Genomic DNA, 22,248 nt, shown 5'->3' on the forward strand with positions numbered 1-22,248 from the left:
ACGGCGCTGGCCGAACTCCACGTCCACGGCGTCGCAGTGGACTGGGAACAGCTCTTCGCCGGACGTGGCGCGCGGAAGGTCGAGCTGCCCACCTATGCCTTCCAGCGACAGCGCTACTGGCTGGAGGACACGGGAGGGGCGACAGGCGGCTCGGCCGCTGCCGACAGCGTGGACGCCCGGTTCTGGGAAGCCGTTGAGCGAGAGGATCTGGAGGCGCTCGCCGAGGCGCTGGACGTCGACGGCAAGGGCCCGCTCGGCGAGCTGATGCCCGCGCTGTCGTCCTACCGTCGGCAGCAGCGTGACCGGGCCACGGTCGACGGCTGGCGTTACCGCGTCTCCTGGAAGCCGGCCCCGGACGTGGCCACCGCCTCTCTCTCGGGGACCTGGCTGCTGGTGGTGCCCGCCGGACTGGCGGAAGGCGCGGTCACCACGTCGATCCGCCAGGGGTTCGAGAAGCACGGCGCCCGGGTGGTGCCGGTGGCGGTGGCCCCGGACACGGACACCGACGGGCTCGCCCAGGCACTGCTCGGCGCACTCGACGGCGAGTCCGAGGTCGGCGTGATGTCGCTGCTCGCCCTGGACGAGGAGCCGTGCGCCGGGGAGCCGGTGGTCGCGGCGGGCCTCGCGCTGACGCTGCGGTTGGTGCAGGCCGTGGCCGGGCTGGAAGTGGGCGTTCGGCTGTGGTGCGCGTCGCGGGGCGCGGTCTCGGTGGGGCGTTCGGACCGGCTCACCAGCCCGGTGCAGGCGGAGGTGTGGGGCCTCGGCCGGGTCGCGGCCCTGGAGCACCCCCGGATCTGGGGTGGCCTGGTGGATCTGCCCGAGGTGCTCGACGAGCGCGCCGTCGGGCGGCTGGCCGGTGTGCTGTCCGCCGAGGGCGGCGAGGACCAGGCGGCGGTGCGGGGCTCCGGAGTGTTCGTCCGTCGGTTGGGGCGTGTCGTGTCGTCGGGCGGCGATGCCTGGCGGCCGAGCGGCTCGGTGCTGGTGACCGGTGGTACGGGGGCGTTGGGCGCGCATGTGGCCCGTTGGGCGGTGGCCGAGGGCGCGGAGCACGTCGTCCTCACCAGCCGCCGCGGCCTGGCGGCCGACGGTGCGCCCCAGCTCAAGGCCGAACTCGAGGCCATGGGTGCGCTGGTCTCGGTGGTCGCCTGTGATGTCGCGGATCGCGAAGCGCTCACCGAGGTGCTCGCGGGGATCCCCGAGCAAGTCCCCCTGCGCGGCGTGGTGCACGCGGCCGGTGTGCTGGACGACGGTGTGCTGGATGGTCTGTCCGTCGACCGGGTCGCCGGGGTGCTCGGCGCGAAGGTGGCGGGCGCGAGGCAGTTGCACGAGTTGACCGCACATCTGGATCTCGACGCCTTCGTGCTGTTCTCGTCGTTCGCCGGTGTCGTCGGCGGCGCCGGACAGGGGGCCTACGCGGCGGCGAACGCCTACCTGGACGCGCTCGCGGTGCTGCGCCGCGGTGCCGGACTCGCCGGTACGGCGGTCGCCTGGGGGCCGTGGGCCGAGGCCGGTATGGCCGTGGAGGGCCGTGCCGGGGAACGGGTGCGCGGTGGTGTGGTGGCCGCGATGGACCCGGCGCTGGCCGTGGCGGCGCTCAGCTGGGCCGTCGGCCATGACGAGGCTTCGCTTGTCGTGGCCGACGTCGACTGGGAGCGCCTGGCCTCGGCGCATGCCGCGTCCGGCGGCGGCGCTCTCATCAGTGACATCCCCGAAGCCCTCAGGCACCTGACCGCGGTCAACAGCGGTGCCGAGGCGGAAGCGGCCACCTTCGCCGAGAAGCTCGCCGGGCTGTCGGCGGCCGAGCGGAACCAGGCCGTGCTGGAACTGGTACGGGGGCACGCGGCCGCCGTACTCGGCCATGCGTCGGCGGAGTCCGTCGAGCCCGGCCGGGCCTTCCGCGACCTCGGGTTCGACTCCCTCACGGCGGTCGAGCTGCGCAACCGGCTGGACATCGCGACGGGGCTGCGTCTCCCGGCCACGCTGGTCTTCGACTATCCGAGCGCCGCCGAACTGGCCGACTACCTGGACGCCGAGGCGTTCGGCACCGCCCAGCCGGCCGTGGCAGCCGCCGAGCCGACGGCCGTTGCCGTGGCCAATGACCCGATCGCGATCGTCGCGATGAGCTGCCACTTCCCCGGGGATGTCCACACACCGGAGGAACTGTGGCGGCTGGTCGCCGAGGGCGGCGACGCCATCGCCGGGTTCCCCGCCGACCGCGGTTGGGACCTCGACGGGCTGTACGACCCCGACCCCGAGCGGCTCGGCACGTCCTACGCACGCGAGGGCGGCTTCCTCTACGGCGCCCCGGACTTCGACGCGGGGTTCTTCGGGATCTCGCCGCGCGAGGCGCTCTCCATGGACCCGCAGCAGCGGCTGCTGCTGGAGACGTCGTGGGAGGCGTTCGAGCGCGCCGGTATCGCTCCGGAGGCGCTGAGGGGCGCCCGGGCGGGTGTGTTCGTGGGAACGAACGGCCAGGACTACACGGGGCTGTGGGCGGACGCGCAAGGTGACCTCGAGGGCCATCTGGGCACGGGCAGCGCGGCCAGTGTGGTGTCGGGACGCATTTCCTACACCTTCGGTCTCGAGGGGCCGGCGGTGACGGTGGACACGGCGTGTTCGTCGTCGCTGGTGGCGCTGCATCTCGCGGCGCAGGCGCTGCGTCAGGGCGAGTGCGATCTGGCGCTGGCCGGTGGTGTGTCGGTGATGTCGACGCCGGGTGCGTTCGTGGAGTTCAGCCGTCAGCGCGGACTCGCTTCCGACGGTCGGTGCAAGCCGTTCTCCGACGGGGCGGATGGCACGGGCTGGGGCGAGGGCGTGGGCATGCTGCTCGTGGAGCGGCTGTCGGACGCCCGCCGTAACGGTCACCCGGTGCTGGCCGTGGTCCGTGGCTCGGCCATCAACCAGGACGGTGCGTCCAATGGTCTGACGGCGCCGAACGGTCCGTCGCAGCAGCGGGTGATCCGTCAGGCGCTGGCGAGTGCCGGGCTGTCGGCCGCCGAGGTGGACGCGGTGGAGGCGCACGGTACGGGTACCTCGCTGGGTGACCCGATCGAGGCCCAGGCGCTGCTGGCCACCTACGGGCAGGGCCGGCCGGAGGGAAGCCCGCTGTGGCTGGGCGCCATCAAGTCGAACATCGGCCATACGCAGGCGGCGGCGGGCGTGGCCGGTGTCATCAAGATGGTGATGGCGATGCGGCACGGTGTGCTGCCGAAGGTGCTGCATGTGGACGAGCCGTCGCGGCAGGTGGACTGGTCGGCGGGTGAGGTACGGCTGCTGACCGAGGCCACCGCGTGGCCGGAGACGGACCGGCCGCGCCGGGCCGGTATCTCCTCGTTCGGACTGAGCGGAACCAACGCGCACACCATCATCGAGCAGGCCCCCGCTGTGGAGGAGCCCGCGGTCTCGGACACCGTGGCCCCCGGCCCGGTCGAGTCGACGGCCGTGGTGCCGTGGCTGGTCTCCGGGAAGAGCCGGGAGGCGCTGCGGGCACAGGCCGGGCGACTGCACGCGCATGTGGCGGCCCAGGCCGACCTCGACGCGCTGGACGTGGGGTGCTCGCTGGCGACTCGCTCGGTGTTCGAGCACCGGGCCGTGCTGGTCGGAGAGGACCGCGAGGCGCTGCTGCGCGGTCTCGAGGAGATGGCTCAGGGCGGAATCGGCTCGGGAGTCGTCCAGGGACAGGCTGTAACGGGTGGCAAGACGGCGTTCTTGTTCTCGGGTCAGGGTGCGCAGCGTCTGGGCATGGGCCGGGAGCTGTACGACGCCTTCCCGGTGTTCGCCCGTGCGCTGGACGAGGTGTGTGCGCACCTGGATGTGGTGCTGGACCGTCCGCTGCGGGAGGTGGTGTTCGCGGCGGAGGGGAGCGCGGACGCCGAGCTGCTGGACCAGACGGCGTTCACCCAGCCGGCGTTGTTCGCCATCGAGGTGGCGTTGTTCCGGCTGCTGGAGCACTTCGGTGTCACCCCGGACGTGCTGATCGGCCACTCCATCGGTGAGGTCGCCGCCGCGCATGTGGCCGGGGTGTTCTCACTGGAGGACGCGTGCACGCTGATCGCGGCCCGGGGCCGCTTGATGCAGGCGCTTCCCGGGGGTGGCGCCATGGTGGCAATCCAGGCGACCGAAGAGGAGGTCGCCGGCTCACTCTCCGGCCGCGAGCACGAGATGAGCATCGCCGCGGTCAACGGTCCGTCGGCCGTGGTGGTCTCGGGCCATGCACACGCGGTCCAGGAAGTCGCGGGTGTCTGGGAGGCGAGGGGTCGAAAGACTAAGGGTTTGCGGGTCTCGCATGCGTTTCACTCTTGCCTTATGGACATTATGTTGGACGCGTTCGGCCAAGCGGTCCGCGAGCTCTCCTTCGAGCCGCCGACCATGACGCTGGTGTCCAATGTCACTGGTGGGCCGGTTTCCGAGACAGAGGTGTGCTCACCCGAGTACTGGGTGAGGCATGTGCGTGAGGCGGTGCGGTTCGCGGATGGAGTACGTGCGCTTAAGGCGTTGGGTGTGACCAGGTACCTTGAGGTAGGTCCCGACGGTGTGCTCACGGCAATGGCCCAGGATTGCCTGGCGGAAGGGACCGAGGACACCCCCGGCACGGTTCTCGTCCCGGTGCTGCGCAAGGACCGTTCCGAGGCACGGGCGTTGACGACGGCGCTGGCCGAACTCCACGTCAGCGGTGTCTCGTTGGACTGGGAGTCGGTCTTCGCGGGCCGTGGCGCACGGCAGGTCGAGCTGCCGACGTATGCCTTCCAGCGCGAGCGGTTCTGGCCCGAGGTGTCCATTGCCCTGGGGAGCCGGGACGCGTCGGCGGCTGCGGACTCGGTCGACGCGCGGTTCTGGGAGGCGGTCGAGCGCGAGGATCTCCAAGCGCTGGCCCAGGCGCTCGACATCGACGGCGAGGCCCCACTGAGCCAGGTGCTGCCGGCTCTGTCGGCGTACCACCGCAGCAGCCGTGATCGGTCGACGATCGATGGCTGGCGTTATCGGGTGGCGTGGAAGCCGGTCCCGGAGGTGGCCGAGGGGTCGTTGTCGGGGTCGTGGCTGGTGGTGGTTCCGGCGTCCCGTGCCGAGGATGAGCTGGTGGCGGGGGTTGTCGCCGGGTTGGAGCGGCATGGTGCGGGTGTCGTCTCGCTGGCGGTGGATGAGCGCGACCTGGACGCGAAGGTGCTGGCGGATCGGCTGCGTGAGATGGTCGCGGACCTGCCTGAGCTGGGCGGCGTCCTGTCACTGGTGGCCTTGGACGAGGACCCCTGCCCCGGGTATCCGGCGCTGTCGGGTGGTTCCGCACTGAGTTTGACGCTGGCGCAGGCGATGGTTGAGGTGGATGTTCCGGCTCGGCTGTGGTGCGGTACGCGTGGTGCGGTGTCGGTGGGGCGTTGGGATGCTCTGGCCGGTGCCGTGCAGTCGCAGGTGTGGGGTCTGGGCCGGGTGGTGGGGCTGGAGCACTCTGCGGTGTGGGGTGGTCTGGTCGATCTGCCCGAGTCGCTGGACGAGCGTGGTGCGGCGCGGCTGGCCGGTGTGCTCTCGGCCGGGGACGGCGAGGACCAGGTCGCGGTGCGTGGTTCGGGTGTGTTCGCCAGGCGTCTGGTGAGGGCCGATTCCGGTGAGGGAGCGGAGCGGCCGTGGCGGGCGCGTGGCACGGTGCTGGTGACCGGCGGCACGGGCGCGCTGGGCGGCCGGGTGGCGCGCTGGGTGGTGGGTCAGGGTGCCGAGCATGTGGTGCTGACCAGCCGCCGTGGCGCCGAGGCGCCGGGGGCGGCGGAGCTGCGCGAGGAGCTGGAGGCGCTGGGTGCCCGGGTGACCGTGGCAGCGTGTGATGTGACCGATCGGGAGGCTGTGGCTGGTGTTCTCGCATCCGTTCCGGAGGAGTTCCCGCTCAGTGCGGTGTTCCATGCGGCGGGTGTTGAGCAGGCGGCCGAGCTTCAGGGAATGAGTCTGGCGGACGCGGCGGCGGTGGTGTCCGGGAAGGCCGCGGGGGCGGCGTGCCTGGATGAGCTGCTGGGCGACCGGGAGCTGGACGCGTTCGTGGTGTTCTCGTCGATCGCCGGTGTGTGGGGCAGTGGCGGCCAGGCGGCATACGGCGCGGCCAATGCCCATCTGGACGCTTTGGTGGAGGACCGCCGTGCCCGGGGTCTCGCCGGTACCGCCGTGGCCTGGGGTCCCTGGGCCGAAAGCGGCATGGCGGCCGGAAGCGGAGGCGAACAGCTGGCGCGTCGCGGCTTGATCAGCATGGCGCCCGACCTGGCGATCGCCGCCTTGCAGGGCGCGATCGCGGGTGACGACGGTGTGGTGACGGTCGCGGACATGGACTGGGACCGCTTCGCCCCCGCGTTCACGATGGGGCGGCCGAGCCCGCTCATCGGCGAGCTGCCCGAGGTCGTATCCGCCCTGGAACAGGCCCGTGCCGCCGAAGAGAGCCACGCGGAGGCCGGATCGCGGTTGAGGGAACGGCTCTCCGCACTGGCCCCCGGTGAGCGGGAGCGCGCCGTGCTGGACCTGGTGCGCAGTCATGCGGCCGCGGTTCTCGGTTTCTCGGGAATGGAAGGCGTGGAATCGGACCGGGCGTTCAAGGAATTGGGCTTTGACTCGCTCACAGCGGTAGAATTCCGCAACCGACTCAACGCGGATACCGGGCTGCGGCTATCCACCACGCTGGTCTTCGACTATCCAAACTCAAGGGCACTCGCAGAACATGTGCGAGCGGGTGTCCTCCCCGACGAAGGGACATCCTCCACTCCGCTGATCGCGGATCTGGAACGACTTGAGGCAACACTCTCCACGGCTGAGCCGGACAATGCCGAGCGGTCGGCCATCGCGACCCGACTCCAAGTGCTTCTCGCCAAGTTGAACGGCGGTGAAGTCGGAGCGGCGAACGCTGAAAGCGTCACCCAACGGCTTGACGCGGCATCCGATGACGATCTCTTCGATTTCATCGAAAATGAGCTCAGTTAAGTGCGGTCCCGGGGCACATCTCTCTCCGGCCCTTCCATTCTTCAGTCTTCTTTGACTCGTTATAGGCAAGGTTTCCATGGTGAACGAAGATAGGCTCCGGGACTATCTCAAGCGGGTGACGGCTGATCTGCACCAGGCGCGTCAACGCCTGCGTGAGCTGGAGGCAGGAGAGACCGACCCCATCGCGATCGTGGCGATGAGCTGCCGTTTTCCCGGTGGGGTGGGGAGCCCGGAGGACCTGTGGCAACTGGTGGCCGGCGGTAGCGACGCGATATCCGAATTCCCGTCCAACCGTGGGTGGGACGTGGACGGGATGTACGACCCGGACCCCGACCACTCGGGCACCTTCTATTCCCGCGAGGGCGGTTTCCTGCACGACGCGGGCGAGTTCGACGCCGGCTTCTTCGGGATCTCGCCGCGTGAGGCGCTTGCCATGGACCCGCAGCAGCGGTTGCTGCTGGAGACCTCATGGGAGGCATTCGAGCGTGCGGGCATCGCTCCGGGGTCGGTGAAGGGCCGTCGGGGCGGTGTCTTCGTGGGTGCCTCGACCTCCGGCTACGGGGCGGACGTCGACGAATTCCCGGAGGAAATCGAAGGCCATTTGCTGACGGGCACGTCGGCATCCGTCGTATCAGGCCGTATCGCGTACACCTTCGGTCTCGAAGGACCCGCGGTGACGGTGGACACGGCGTGTTCCTCTTCGCTGGTGGCGCTCCATCTCGCGGTACAGGCGCTGCGTCAGGGCGAATGTGACCTGGCGCTGGCCGGTGGTGTGACGGTGATGTCGACCCCGAGTGCCTTTGTGGAATTCAGCCGTCAGCGCGGGCTGGCGCCCGACGGTCGGTGCAAGCCGTTCGCGGACTCCGCTGATGGCACCGGCTGGTCCGAGGGCGTCGGCATGCTGCTGGTGGAGCGGCTGTCGGACGCGCGGCGCAACGGTCACCCGGTGCTGGCCGTCGTGCGCGGCTCGGCCGTCAACCAGGACGGTGCGTCCAACGGTCTGACGGCGCCGAACGGTCCGTCTCAGCAGCGGGTCATCCGGGACGCGCTGACAAGTGCCCGGCTGACGCCGGCCGATGTGGACGTGGTGGAGGCCCACGGGACCGGTACGTCCCTGGGTGACCCGATCGAGGCGCAGGCGCTGCTGGCGACGTACGGCCAGGAGCGGCCGGAGGGCCGTCCGCTGTGGCTGGGCGCGCTGAAGTCGAACATCGGTCATACACAGGCCGCCGCCGGTGTCGGCGGGATCATCAAGATGGTCATGGCGATGCGGCACGGGGTGTTGCCGCGAACGCTGCATGTGGATGAGCCGTCGCGGCAGGTGGACTGGTCGGCGGGTGAGGTGCGGCTGCTGACGGAGGCCACCGAGTGGCCCGAGACCGGTCAGCCGCGCCGGGCCGGTGTCTCCGCCTTCGGTGTGAGCGGTACCAACGCGCACACCATCATCGAGCAGGCCCCGCCGGTCGACGAGGACGAGGCCGAGGCGAGCTCGGTCTCCGACCATGACAGCGGTGTGGCCACGTGGCTGCTGTCGGCTCGTGGCGCGGACGCTCTGCGGGCCCAGGCCGCACGGCTCGGCGCGTTCCTGCTCGAGCGGACCGAGCTGAGTCCCCTGGACGTCGGCCACTCCCTGGTTGCCGCACGGTCGACGTTCGAACACCGTGCGGTGGTGTCGGGCGCGCATCGTGCGGAACTCCTCCGCGGGCTCGAGGCGGTCGCCACCGGTGAAGCCGCTCCTGGCGTGGTCCAGGGTGTGGCCGGAACGGTGGTCAAGACGGCTTTTCTGTTCTCGGGTCAGGGTGCGCAGCGCCTGGGCATGGGCCGGGAGCTGTACGAGGTGTTCCCGGTGTTCGCCCGTGCGTTGGACGAGGTGTGCGCGCGGCTCGACCTGCTGCTGGACCGTCCGCTGCGGGAGGTGGTGTTCGCGGCGGAGGGGAGCGCGGAGGCCGCGCTGCTGGACCAGACGGCGTTCACCCAGCCCGCGCTGTTCGCCATCGAGGTGGCGCTCTTCCGGCTGCTGGAGCACTTCGGTGTCACCCCGGATGTGCTGATCGGTCACTCCATCGGTGAGATCGCCGCCGCACATGTGGCGGGGGTGTTCTCCCTGGAGGACGCCTGCACGCTGATCGCGGCGCGTGGCCGTCTGATGCAGGCGCTGCCCGAGGGCGGCGCCATGGTGGCGGTACAGGCGTCGGAGGAGGAGATCGCTCCGTCGCTGGCCGGCCGTGAGGCCGAGGTGAGCATCGCCGCCGTCAACGGCCCGACCGCCGTGGTCATCGCCGGTGACGAGGAAGCGGCGCTGGAGATCGCCGCCCAGTGGTCGGAACAAGGACGCAAGACGAGCCGGCTGCGGGTCAGCCACGCGTTCCACTCGCCTCGCATGGACGCGATGCTGGACGACTTCCGCAAGGTCGTGCGCGGGCTGTCCTTCCAGGCCCCCACCCTGGCGCTGGTCTCCAATGTCACGGGAGAGCCGGTCGGGGCCGATGAGGTCTGCTCCGCGGAGTACTGGGTGCGGCACGTCAGGGAGGCCGTGCGCTTCGCCGACGGCGTTCGCTCCCTGGAGGCGCAGGGCGTCACGGCCTACCTGGAGGTGGGCCCCGACGGTGTGCTCTCGGCAATGGCGCGGGAGTGCCTGACCGGAGAGGCGGTTTCGGCCCCGGTCGTGGTGCCGGTCCTGCGCAAGGAGCGCCCTGACGCACAGGCTCTGATGGCCGCGCTGACCGAAGCCCACGTCCACGGTGCGGCGGTGGACTGGGAAACGGTCTTCGCCGGGCGGGGCGCCCGCACGGTGGAGCTGCCGACGTACCCGTTCCAGCGTCAGCGTTACTGGCTGGAGAGCACGAGCGGAGCGTCGGGTCGCTCCGCCGCCGCGGACACTGTGGACGCGCGGTTCTGGGACGCGGTGGAGCGCGAGGACCTGGGCGCGCTGGCGAAGGCGCTGGACGTCGACGGCGGCTCGCTGGGCGCGTTGCTGCCCGCCCTGTCGTCGTACCGCCGGCAGCAGCGCGACCGGGCCACGGTCGACGGCTGGCGGTACCGCATCTCGTGGAAGCCCGTCTCGGAGAACCCCGCGGCCACGCTGTCGGGGACCTGGCTCGTGGTTCTTCCCGCCTCCGGTGTCGATGACGCGTTCGCCGAGTCGGTGTCCACCGCCCTGCAGCGGCACGGTGCCGATGTCGTGCGTGTCGTGGCGGACGAGGACGACCTCGCCCCGGGCGTACTGGCCGAGCGGCTGCGTGAGATCGCCACCGGTCTGCCCGGGATCGGCGGTGTGCTGTCCCTGGTAGGTGTGGACGAGCGGCCCTGCACCGAGCACCCGGTGGTCTCCCGCGGACTCGCGCTGACACTGATGCTGGTGCGGGCCCTGGCCGAGGCGGACATCGAAGCCCGCCTGTGGTGCGGCACCCGCGGTGCCGTCTCGGTGGGCCGTTCCGACCAGCTCACGAGCACAACGCAGGCCGAAATATGGGGCCTTGGCCGGGTGGCGGCCATGGAGCACCCGCGGATCTGGGGCGGCCTCGTCGATCTGCCCGAGACGCTGGACGAGCGCGCCGCCGCGCGGCTGCTCTGGACGCTGTCCGCCGAAGGCGGCGAGGACCAGGTGGCGGTGCGCGGCTCCGGAGCGTACGCCCGGCGCCTGTCCCGCGTCACCGCTGGAAACGAGTCGGCGGAGCGCGCGTGGCGGCCCCGGGGCTCGGTACTGGTGACCGGTGGCACCGGCGCCCTGGGCGCGCACGTGGCGCGCTGGGCCGTGCGCGAGGGCGCCGAACACGTGGTGCTGACAAGCCGTCGCGGCCCGGCGGCCGAAGGCGCTGTGGAGCTCAAGGCGGAGCTCGAAGAACTGGGCGCCGAGGTGACCGTCGCGGCCTGCGACGCCGCCGACCGTGACGCCCTCGCCGCGGTGCTGGCCGCCATCCCCGAGCGGTATCCGCTGAGCGCCGTCGTGCACGCGGCGGGCATCCTGGACGACGGTGTGCTGGACGGCCTGACCGTCGACCAGCTCGCCGGGACCCTGACCGCGAAGGTGGAGGGCGCGCGGCATCTGCACGAGCTGACCGAAGGACTGTCGCTCGACGCGTTCGTGCTGTTCTCCTCCTTCGCCGGCGTCGTCGGCGGCGCGGGCCAGGCCGCCTACGCGGCGGCCAACGCCTACTTGGACGCGCTGGCGCAGCGGCGCCGCGCCCAGGGCCTGGCCGCCACCGCGGTCGCCTGGGGCCCGTGGGCCGAGAGCGGCATGGCCGCGAGCGGCCGCGCCGGGGAGCGGATGCGTGGCGGGCCACTGCCCCCGATGACTCCCTCGCTGGCCGTGGACACGCTGCGCTGGGCCGTCGGCCAGGACGAGCCCGCGCTGGTCGTGGCCGACATCGACTGGGCCGGTATGGCCTCGATGCTGAGCGCGGGCCCCAGCGCCCTCGTGAGCGACATCCCCGAAGCGCGTGAACTCCTGGCCGCCTCGGGCGGTGCCACCGCCCGCACAGAGCCGGGATCCGGCCTGCGGGAACAACTGGCCGGACTCTCGGGCGCCGAACAGCAAGGCGTCCTCCTGGACCTCATCCGCACCCACGCGGCCTCGGCGCTCGGCCACTTCTCGGCGGACGCCGTCGAGCCCGGCCGTGCCTTCCGGGACCTCGGGTTCGACTCCCTCACGGCCATCGAGCTGCGCAACCGGCTCGACCTGGCCACCGGACTGCGCCTGCCGTCGACCCTCGTCTTCGACTACCCGACCGCCGAGGTGCTCGCCGGCCATCTGCGGCAGGAGCTCGGCGGAGCCCACACCGAAGCGGCCACCGCCGCGGTGTCGCATCGTGTGCGTGCGGACGACGACGACCCCATCGCGATCGTGGCGATGAGCTGCCGCTTCCCCGGAGGCGTCGAGACCCCGCAGGACCTGTGGCGCCTCCTGGCCGAGGGTGGCGACGGCATCGCCGGGTTCCCCGGAGACCGTGGCTGGGACGTCGAGGGGATGTACCACCCGGACCCCGAGCACCCGGGCACCTTCTACGCCCGCGAGGGCGGCTTCCTCTACGGAGCACCCCAGTTCGACCCGGTGTTCTTCGGCATCTCGCCGCGCGAGGCGGTCGCCATGGACCCGCAGCAGCGGCTGCTGCTGGAGACCTCCTGGGAGGCGTTCGAGTACGCGGGCGTCAAGCCGGCCAAGCTGCGGGGCACCCGGACCGGTGTGTTCGTCGGCACCAACGGCCAGGACTACTCCACAATCATGCTCGACGCCCCCGAGGACTTCGGTGGCCATGTGGGCACGGGCAGCGCGGCCAGTGTGGTGTCCGGCCGTATCTCGTACACGTTCGGCCTCGAGGGGCCGGCGATGACGGTGGACACGGCGTGTTCTTCGTCGCTGGTGGCGCTGCATCTCGCGGCGCAGGCGCTGCGTCAGGGCGAGTGCGATCTGGCGCTCGCCGGTGGTGTGTCGGTGATGTCGACCCCGGGCGCCTTTGTGGAGTTCAGCCGTCAGCGCGGGCTGGCGCCCGATGGTCGGTGCAAGCCGTTCGCGGAGGGCGCGGATGGCACCGGCTGGTCCGAGGGTGTCGGCATGCTACTGGTGGAGCGGCTGTCGGACGCGCGGCGCAACGGTCACCCGGTGCTGGCCGTCGTGCGCGGCTCGGCCGTCAACCAGGACGGTGCGTCCAACGGTCTGACGGCGCCGAACGGTCCGTCGCAGCAGCGGGTGATCCGTCAGGCGCTGGCGAGTGCCGGGCTGTCGGCCGCCGAGGTGGACGCGGTCGAGGCGCACGGCACCGGTACGACGCTGGGTGACCCGATCGAGGCGCAGGCGCTGCTGGCCACCTACGGCCAGGAGCGGCCGGAGGGGCGCCCGCTGTGGCTGGGCGCCATCAAGTCCAACATCGGTCACACGCAGGCGGCGGCGGGTGTGGCCGGGGTCATCAAGATGGTGATGGCCATGCGTGAGGGCGTGCTGCCGCAGACGCTGCATGTCGGCGAGCCGTCGCGGGAGGTGGACTGGTCGGCCGGTGAGGTGCGGCTGCTGACGGAGGCCACCGCGTGGCCGGAGACGGGCCGGCCGCGGCGGGCGGGTATCTCCTCGTTCGGACTGAGCGGGACCAACGCCCACACCATCCTCGAGCAGGCTCCTGCCCTGGAAGAGGCCGTGGCCCCGGAAGCGACCCCCGAGGCGCCGGTGTCGGTGGCCGTGGTGCCGTGGCTGGTGTCCGGGAAGAGCCGGGAGGCACTGCGGGCACAGGCCGAGCGGCTGTACGAGCATGTGGCGGCCCGGGAGGACGTCGGCGTGCTCGATGTCGGGCACACCTTGGCGTCCAGGTCGGTGTTCGAGCACCGTGCCGTGCTGGTGGGTGAGGACCGGGAGACCCTGCTGCGCGGCCTGGAGGCTCTCGCGCAGGGCGGAATCGCCTCGGGAGTCGTCCAGGGGGAGGCCGTAACGGCTGGAAAGTCGGCCTTCCTGTTCTCGGGTCAGGGTGCGCAGCGCGTGGGCATGGGGCGGGAGCTGTACGACGGCTTCCCGGTGTTCGCGCGCGCCTTGGACGAGGTGTGTGCGCACCTGGATGTGGTGCTGGACCGTCCGCTGCGGGAGGTGGTGTTCGCGGCGGAGGGGAGCGCGGACGCCGCGCTGCTGGACCAGACGGCGTTCACTCAGCCCGCGCTGTTCGCCATCGAGGTGGCGCTCTTCCGGCTGCTGGAGCACTGGGGCATCACCCCGGATGTGCTGATCGGCCACTCCATCGGCGAGATCGCCGTCGCCCACGTTGCCGGGGTGTTCTCCCTGGAGGACGCCTGCACTCTGGTGGCCGCCCGCGGCCGTCTGATGCAGGCGCTGCCCGAGGGCGGGGCCATGATCGCCATCCAGGCGTCGGAGGAGGAGATTGCTCCGTCGCTGGCCGGCCGTGAGACCGAGGTGAGCATCGCCGCGGTGAACGGCCCGACGGCCGTGGTGATCGCGGGCGATGAGGAAGCGGCGCTGGAGATCGCGGGGCAGTGGGCGGAGCAGGGCCGTAAGACCCGCCGGCTGCGGGTCAGCCACGCGTTCCACTCGCCTCGCATGGACGCGATGCTGGACGACTTCCGTGACGTCGTCGCGGGCCTGTCCTTCCAGCCACCGTCCATCGCCCTGGTCTCCAATGTGACGGGCGAGGCGGCGAGCCGCGACGAGGTGTGCTCGCCGGAGTACTGGGTGCGCCACGTCCGGGAGTCGGTGCGGTTCGCGGACGGCATGCGGGCACTCACCGCCCAGGGCGTCACCAGGTTCCTGGAGGTCGGCCCCGATGGTGTGCTCTCCGCGATGGCGCGGGACTGCCTGACGGAGGACCAGACCGCGGCCTCGGCCATGGTGCCGGTGCTGCGCAAGGACCGTCCCGAGGCCCAGGCGCTGACGATGGCGCTGGCCGAACTCCACGTCCACGGAGCCTCGGTGGAGTGGGAGTCCGTGGTCGCCGGGCGCGGTGCGCGGATGGTGGAGCTGCCGACGTACGCCTTCCAGCGCGAGCGGTTCTGGCCCGAGGTGTCCATCTCCCTGAACGGCTTGGGCGCGTCGAGCGCCGTCGACTCGGTGGACGCGCGGTTCTGGGAAGCGGTCGAGCGCGAGGATCTCGAAGCGCTCGCCGAGACGCTCGACGTCGACGGCGAGACGCCGCTGAGCGCGGTGCTGCCCGCCCTGTCCACGTACCACCGCAACCGGCGTGACCAGTCCACGATCGACAACTGGCGCTACCGGGTGGCCTGGAAACCGGTCTCGGACGTGGCCGATGGGTCGCTGTCGGGGACGTGGCTGGTAGTGGTTCCGGCGTCCCGTGCCGAGGACGAGCTGGTGACGGAGGTTCTCTCCGGGCTCGAGCGGCAGGGCGCGGGCGTGGTGTCGCTGGTGGCCGACGAGCGGGACCTCGACGCCGAGGCGCTGGGGGAGCGGCTGCGTGAGGCGGCCGCCGACGCGCCCGCACTGGGCGGCGTGTTGTCGCTGCTCGCCCTGGACGAGGAGCCCTGCCCGGGACACTCCGCGCTCCCCAGTGGTCTCGCCCTGACGCTGACACTGGTGCGGGCCATGGCCGACGCCGGTATCGAAGCTCCGCTGTGGTGCGGTACGCGCGGCGCCGTGTCGGTGGGCCGCTCCGAAAGGCTCAGTCACCCGAAGCAGGCGATGGTGTGGGCGCTCGGCCGGGTGGCCGCGCTGGAGCTGCCGCAGCTGTGGGGCGGTCTGGTCGACCTGCCCGAGTCACTGGACGAGCGTGCGGTCGCGCGGCTGGCCGGTGTGCTGGCCACCGAGGCCACCGAGGTCGTCGAGGACCAGGTGGCGGTGCGCGGCTCCGGCGTGTTCGCCCGCCGTCTGGCCCGGTCCGCCGCTCCCGTTGCCGACGGGACGACATGGCGGGCGCGTGGCACGGTGCTGGTGACCGGTGGCACGGGCGCGCTGGGCGGGCAGGTGGCACGCTGGCTGGTGCGCAACGGCGCCGAGCACCTGGTGCTGACCAGCCGTCGCGGTCTCGAGGCGCCGGGCGCGCCCGAGCTGCGCGAGGAGCTCGAGGCGCTGGGCGCCCGGGTGACCGTGGCGGCCTGCGATGTGGCCGACCGTGAGCAGCTGGCCGCGGTGCTGGACGCGGTGCCGCAGGAGCATCCGCTGACGGCCGTGGTGCACGCGGCGGGCGCCAATGGAGCCGGGCCGCTGGCCGAGACCGGGCTGGCCGATGCCGCCGCCGTGGTCTCCGGCAAGGTGGCCGGCGCCGTCAACCTGGACGAGCTGCTGGGTGACCGTGAGCTGGACGCGTTCGTGGTCTTCTCCTCGATCGCCGGTGTGTGGGGCAGTGGCGGCCAGGCCGCCTACGGTGCGGCCAACGCCTACCTGGACGCGCTGGTGGAGGACCGCCGGGCCCGGGGTCTCGCCGGTACGGCCGTTGCCTGGGGCCCCTGGGCCGAGGGCGGCATGGCGGCCGGGGACGAGGCCGACCATCTGGCGCGTCGCGGTCTGCCCGCGATGGTGCCCGGCCTGGCGATCGCCGCGCTGCAGGGAGCGGTCGCGGGTGACGACGGTGTGGTCACGGTCGCCGATGTGGACTGGGAGCGATTCGCCCCCGCGTTCACGATCGGGCGGCCGAGCCCGCTCCTCGGCGATCTGCCCGAGGTCCAGCGGGCGCTGGCGAACGCCGGCAACGCCGAAGGCACCGCTACCGGTTCGGCACTGCGGGAGCGCCTGGCGGGGCTCACCGAGGCCGAGATCGACCGGACCCTGCTCGACCTGGTGCGTGCCCACGCCGCGGCCGTCCTCGGCTTCGCGGGTGCGGAGGCGGTCGAGCCCGGCCGTGCGTTCAAGGAGCTGGGCTTCGACTCGCTGACGGCCGTTGAGTTCCGCAACCGGCTGAACGCGGAGACCGGGCTGGTGCTGCCGGCCACGCTGGTCTTCGACTACCCGAGCGCCACGGTGCTGGCGGGCCATCTGCGTGCCGAGGTGCTGGGGACGCGGGACGCGGTGGCCGCGCCGTCGGCGGTGGCGGTCCCGGCCGACGACGACCCGATCGCGATCGTCGGGATGAGCTGCCGCTTCCCGGGCGGTGTGCGCAGCCCGGAGGAGCTGTGGAACCTCGTGGCGGCCGGTACGGACGCCATCACGGACTTCCCCTCCGACCGTGGATGGGATGTCGAGGGGATGTACGACCCCGACCCGGAGCGGTCGGGCACCTTCTACGCCCGCGAGGGCGGGTTCCTCGACGGGGCGAGCGAGTTCGACGCGGCGTTCTTCGGGATCTCACCGCGCGAGGCGCTCGCCATGGACCCGCAGCAGAGGCTGCTGCTGGAGACCTCGTGGGAGGCGTTCGAGCGGGCCGGTATCGACCCGGCGTCCATGCGCGGCAGCCAGATCGGTGTCTATGTCGGAGCCGCGACCTCCGGTTACGGCACGGGGCTGCACGAGATCCCCGAGGGTCTAGAAGGGCAGATGCTGACCGGCAGCGCCACTTCGGTCGTGTCGGGCCGCATCTCCTACACGTTCGGTCTTGAGGGGCCCGCGCTGACGGTGGACACGGCGTGCTCGTCGTCGCTGGTCGCCCTGCACCAGGCCGCGCAGGCGGTGCGCCAGGGCGAGTGCTCCATGGCGCTCGCCGGCGGCGTCACCGTGATGACCAGCCCGGCCGCCTTCGTGGAGTTCAGCCGCCAGCGCGGGCTCGCCCCCGACGGCCGGTGCAAGCCGTTCGCGGACGCCGCGGACGGCACCGGCTGGTCCGAGGGCGTGGGCATGCTGCTGGTGGAGCGGCTGTCGGACGCCAAGCGCAACGGCCACCAGGTGCTGGCGATCGTGCGCGGCTCCGCCGTCAACCAGGACGGTGCGAGCAACGGTCTGACGGCGCCCAACGGCCCCTCGCAACAGCGAGTGATCCGCCAGGCCCTCGCCAACGCCCAGCTGTCGCCGGCCGACGTCCAGGTGATCGAGGCACACGGCACCGGAACGACGCTGGGTGACCCGATCGAGGCGCAGGCGCTGCTGGCCACCTACGGTCAGGAACGCCCGGAGGACCTGCCGCTCTGGCTGGGATCGATCAAGTCGAACATCGGTCACACCCAGGCCGCGGCCGGTGTCGCCGGTGTCATCAAGATGGTGATGGCCATGCGGCACGGGGTGTTGCCGCAGACGCTGCATGTGGATGAGCCGTCACGCGAGGTGGACTGGTCGGCGGGCGAGGTGCGGCTGCTGACCGAGGCAGCCGCGTGGCCCGAAACCGAGCAGCCGCGCCGGGCGGGTATCTCCGCCTTCGGTGTGAGCGGCACCAACGCGCACACCATCATCGAACAGGCCCCGGTCCAGGACGAGACGGAGCCCGTCCAGGCCCCCGCCGACGACCACGGCATGGCCCCCTGGGCGCTCTCCGCCCGGAGCCCGGAAGCCCTGCGCGCCCAGGCCGAGCGGCTGCGCGCCCACCTTTCCGAAGGCGCCGAGCCCGGCGTGCTGGACATCGCCGAATCGCTGGTCGCCACGCGATCGGTGTTCGAGCACCGTGCGGTGCTGCTGGGCACCGACCGCGAGACGCTGCTGCGCGGCCTGGAGACCGTCGCCGCCGGCGACGACGCCCCCGGCATCGTCCAGGGGCAGGCGGCCAAGGCCGGAAAGACCGCGTTCCTGTTCACCGGTCAGGGTGCGCAGCGCCTGGGCATGGGGCGGGAGCTGTACGACGCCTTCCCGGTGTTCGCCCGCGCCCTGGACGAGGTGTGTGCACACCTGGACGTGGTGCTGGACCGTCCGCTGCGGGAGGTGATGTTCGCGGCCGAGGGCAGTGCGGACGCCGCACTGCTCGACCAGACGGCCTTCACCCAGCCCGCGCTCTTCGCCATCGAGGTGGCACTCTTCCGGCTGCTGGAGCACTGGGGCATCACCCCGGATGTGCTGATCGGCCACTCCATCGGCGAGATCGCCGCCGCCCACGTTGCCGGGGTGTTCTCCCTGGAGGACGCCTGCACTCTGGTGGCCGCCCGCGGCCGTCTGATGCAGGCGCTGCCCGAGGGCGGCGCGATGGTCGCCATCGAGGCGTCGGAGGAGGAGATCGCCGGTTCGCTCGCCGGGCGTGAGGCCGAGCTGAGCATGGCCGCCGTCAACGGCCCGAACGCCGTGGTCATCGCCGGTGACGAGGAAGCGGCGCTGGAGGTCGCCGGACAGTGGGCGGAGCAGGGCCGCAAGACCCGCCGCCTGCGGGTCAGCCACGCCTTCCACTCCCCGCACATGGACGCCATGCTGGACGGCTTCCGCGCGGTCGCGGAGACGCTCACCTACCACGGCCCGTCCACCGCGTTCATCTCGAACGTCACCGGTGAGCAGGCCGGTGCCGAAGAGGTGTGCTCGCCGGAGTACTGGGTGCGGCACGTGCGCGAGACCGTCCGCTTCCTGGGCGGGCTGCGGACCCTCGAAGCCCAGGGCGTCACCACCTACATCGAGGTGGGTCCCGACGGCGTGCTGTCCGCGATGGCCCAGGACTGCCTGACCGAACCGGTCGACGACATCGCCGCCGAGGACGCACCGGCCCCCCTGCTGGTCCCGGTGCTGCGCAAGGACCGTCCCGAGACGCAGGCGCTCGTCGCGGCCCTCGCCGAAACACACGTCCACGGCGAAACCGTCAACTGGCGGGCCTTCTTCGCCGGACGCGGCGCCCGCCGCGTGGACCTGCCCACCTACGCGTTCCAGCACCAGCGTTACTGGCTGGAGGCCGGCACCGCGGCGGGAGACGCCGCCGCCTTCGGCCTCGACCCCGCCGATCACCCGCTGCTGGGCGGAGCCGTCCCCCTCGCGGGCACCGACAGCCTGGTCTTCACCGGAACGCTCTCGCTGCACACCCAGCCCTGGCTGGCGGACCATGTCCTGCGCGGCGAGGCGGTCCTGGCCACCACGGCCCTCGTGGAACTGGCGATCCGCGCCGGTGACGAGGTCGGCCTCGGCCATGTGGAAGAGCTCGTCAGCCAGGCGCCGCTGGTCCTTCCCCGAGGGAGCGGAGTCCAGATTCAGCTCGTCCTCGGCGAGGAGGACGAGTTCGGCACCCGTTCGCTGGAGATGTACTCGCGCGTGGCCGAGCCGGTGGACGAGGACGAGGACGAGTGGATCTGCCACGCCAGCGGTGTGCTCGCCCCGGAGCCGGAGGACGCCGCGACCGCCGAAGGAGCGGTGCGCTTCGCCTCCGCCGCATGGCCCCCGTCCGGCGCCGAGCGTGTCGACGTGGACGGCCTGTACGAGCTGCTCGCCGAAAGCGGCCTCGAATACGGACCCTCCTTCCGTGGCCTGCGAGCGGTGTGGCAGCGCGATGACGAGGTGTTCGCCGAGATCAGCCTGGCCGAGGAGTCCGTTGCGGACGCCGAGCGGTTCGGGCTGCACCCGGCCCTTCTGGACGCGGCGTTGCAGCCGCTGGGCCTCGGAGTGCTGGACGGTGTGGGACGCGGCCGCATCCTGTTCAGCCTGGCCGGGGTGTCGCTGTACGCCTCCGGCGCCTCCGAGCTGCGTGTCCGGCTCGCCCGCACGGGCCCGGAGACCCTCTCACTGGCCGCGGTCGACGGAGTCGGCGAGGCCGTGGTCTGCGCCGACACGCTGACGTTGCGCCAGGTCGCCACGGACCAGCCGGAACTCCCGGCGGCGGAGACGACCGAGACCCTGCCGGAGCCCGCCGTCTCGCCCGAGGCGAGCGCCGAGGCGCCGACGGCCACCGAATCCCCCGTGGCCACCGAAACCCCCGTGGAGGAGACCACCGCCATGCCTGCCCGTCGACGCAGGACCGCACGGCGCACCGCCCAGCGGGGCGGGCCCGAGTCCGGGTCCGGACCGCTCGCCGCGCTGCGGGAGCGGCTGGCCGGTCTCTCCGAGCCCGAGCAGGACCGTGTGCTGCTCGATGTGGTCCGCATACATGTCGCGGCGGTGCTCGGACACGCCTCCGCCGACCAGGTCCAGGGCTCGCAGGCGTTCAAGGACCTCGGCTTCAGCTCGCTGACCGCCGTCGAGTTCCGCAACCGGGTGAGCAAGGCCATCGGCCTGCGCCTCCCGGCGACGGCCGTGTTCGACTACCCGACCCCCGTCGAACTGGCGAAGTTCGCCCGTGCCGAGGTCCTCGGCGCGCTGACCGGGGCGCGGCAGCCGGTGCCGGTCGCGGTGGCGGACAGCGACGAGCCGATCGTGATCGTGGGGATGAGCTGCCGCTATCCCGGAGGGGTGGCCACCCCGGAGGATCTGTGGGACCTCGTCGCCCAGGGCCGGGACGGCATCTCGCCCTTCCCGACGGACCGCGGCTGGGACGTGGAGAACCTCTACGACCCGGACCCGGACGAGCCCGGCAAGTGCTACACGCAGGAAGGTGGCTTCCTGCACGGCGCCAGCCAGTTCGACCCGGCCTTCTTCGGGATTTCGCCGCGTGAGGCGATCGCGATGGACCCGCAGCACCGTCTGCTGCTGGAAACCTCCTGGGAGGCGCTGGAGCGGGCCGGTATCGACCCGCTCTCGGCGAAGGGCAGCCAGACCGGCGTCTTCGCGGGCGTGACCTACCAGGACTACGGTGGTGTCCTCGCCGGATCCAAGGAAGCGGTCGAGGGCCTCGTCGGCACCGGTGTCTCGCCGAGCGTGCTCTCGGGCCGTATCTCCTACACCATGGGCCTTGAGGGGCCCGCCATGACGGTGGACACCGCGTGCTCGTCGTCGCTGGTCGCCCTGCACCTCGCATGGCAGGCGCTGCGCCAGGGCGAGTGCTCGCTGGCGCTGGCGGGTGGTGTGACGGTGATGTCCACCCCGATGTCGCTGGTCGAGTTCAGCCGGCAGCGTGCGCTCGCCTCCGACGGACGCAGCAAGCCCTTCTCAGCCGCCGCGGACGGCGCCAGCTGGGCCGAAGGCGTCGGCATGCTCGTCCTCGAGCGGCTGTCGGACGCCCGCCGCAACGGACACCCCATCCTCGCCGTGGTGCGCGGCAGCGCGGTGAACCAGGACGGTGCGTCCAACGGTCTGACGGCGCCCAACGGCCCCTCGCAGCAGCGGGTCATCCGGCAGGCGCTGGCGAACGCCCGCCTGTCGGCCGCCGAGGTCGACGCGGTGGAGGCGCACGGCACGGGTACCTCGCTGGGCGACCCGATCGAGGCGCAGGCGCTGCTGGCCACCTACGGCCAGGAGCGGCCCGAGGGCCGGCCGCTGATGCTGGGCGCCATCAAGTCGAACATCGGCCACTCGCAGGCGGCCGCGGGCGTGGGCGGCGTCATCAAGATGGTGATGGCGATGCGGCACGGCGTGCTGCCGAAGACGCTGCACCTCGACGAGCCTTCGCCGCACGTGGACTGGACGGAGGGCGACGTCGAGCTGCTGGCCGAGGCCAGGCCATGGCCCGAGACCGGGCATCCGCGGCGCGCGGGTGTGTCGGCGTTCGGCATGAGCGGCACCAATGTGCACACCATCCTGGAGCAGGCTCCGGAGATCGAGGCGGCCGAGACCACCGAGGCCGCCGAGGCCGAGGTTGTCGACGGCCCGGTGGCGTGGGTCCTGGCGGGCAAGAGCAGCGACGCGCTGCAGGCCCAGGCGGCCACGCTGCGGGAGTTCGTGGCCGAGCGCCCGGAGCTTCGTACGGCCGATGTGGCACTCTCCCTGGCGACGACCAGGTCCGCGTTCCAGTACCGGGCCGCGGTGACCGGCACCGACCGCGAGGAGCTCCTCGAGCGCCTGGAGGCGGTGGCCCAGGGCACGAAGGCGCCGGGCGTGGTCCGCGCGAGCGCCGCCGAAGCCACTGGCCGTTCGGTGTTTGTGTTCCCGGGTCAGGGTGCGCAGTGGGCGGGTATGGCGGTGGGGCTGCTGGAGTCCTCGCCGGTGTTCGCGGCGGGGATCGG

General features: G+C 72.1%; 2 protein-coding genes. Both read left to right on the plus strand.

The window, feature by feature from the left end; genetic code table 11:
- Nucleotides 1-6,948 (plus strand): type I polyketide synthase (locus tag ACFYOY_RS48065; RefSeq protein WP_388594387.1); only part of this gene is annotated, 6,948 nt, incomplete at its 5' end.
- Nucleotides 6,949-7,024: 76 nt separating this feature from the next.
- Nucleotides 7,025-22,248 (plus strand): type I polyketide synthase (locus tag ACFYOY_RS48070; RefSeq protein ID WP_388594390.1); only part of this gene is annotated, 15,224 nt, incomplete at its 3' end.

Origin of the sequence: Streptomyces sp. NPDC007875, from assembly GCF_042868035.1 — a bacterium.
Taxonomy (GTDB): Bacteria; Actinomycetota; Actinomycetes; order Streptomycetales; family Streptomycetaceae; genus Streptomyces; species Streptomyces antimycoticus.